This window comes from Actinomadura sp. NBRC 104425 (assembly GCF_030269545.1).
GTDB classification, from domain to species: Bacteria; Actinomycetota; Actinomycetes; order Streptosporangiales; family Streptosporangiaceae; genus Spirillospora; species Spirillospora keratinilytica.
Window position 1 is genome coordinate 1 of the sequence record NZ_BSTN01000096.1, and the last position, 658, is coordinate 658.

The 658-nt window shown below is 69.8% G+C and carries 1 protein-coding gene; it reads left to right on the top strand.

Annotation, left to right across the window (positions count from 1 at the left end):
- The coding region (locus QSK22_RS33270; RefSeq protein ID WP_285498476.1) for an AMP-binding protein at positions 1-658 on the top strand (658 nt) is incomplete at both ends.

The window sequence follows — 658 nt, forward strand, 5'->3', positions numbered from 1 at the left end:
TGCTGGCCGACAGCCGCGCGGTCGCCCTCGTCACGACCGGCGACCTGCTCGAAGACGTGTCGGTTGCCGATGTTCCGGTGATCGCGGTCGAGGATCTGGGGGCGGTGGACGCCGTCGAGGCGGTGCCGCCCGCGCAGGTGGATCCGCGTGGCCTGGCGTACGTGATCTACACGTCCGGTTCGACCGGTGTGCCGAAGGGCGTGGGTGTCTCCCACGGTTCTTTGGCGAATTTGGTGTCGGTGTTCGGGCCGGTGATGGGTGCGGGTCCGGGTGTCGGGGTGTTGCAGTTCGCCTCGTTCGGGTTCGACGCGTCGGTGCTGGATGTCGGGGTCGCGCTGGGGTCCGGGGCGACGTTATGGGTCGCCGGAGAGCGCGAACGTTCCGAACCCCGATTGGTGGGTGCGTTGGCCGGGGTCGGTGTGGCGAGCGTGGTGCCGTCCGTCCTGGAGGTGGTCGATCCCGAGGATTGGGTCGGCGTGCGGACGCTGCTGGTGGGGGCCGAGGCGATCAGTGGGGCAGTCGCACGGGCCTGGTCGGCGGGTCGGAACCTGGTGAACACCTATGGGCCGACGGAGGCCACGGTGATGGTGGCCTGCGGGGCGGTGGATCCGGATCGTGATGGTCCGGTGCCGTTCGGTCGTCCGATCGCCAACACCCG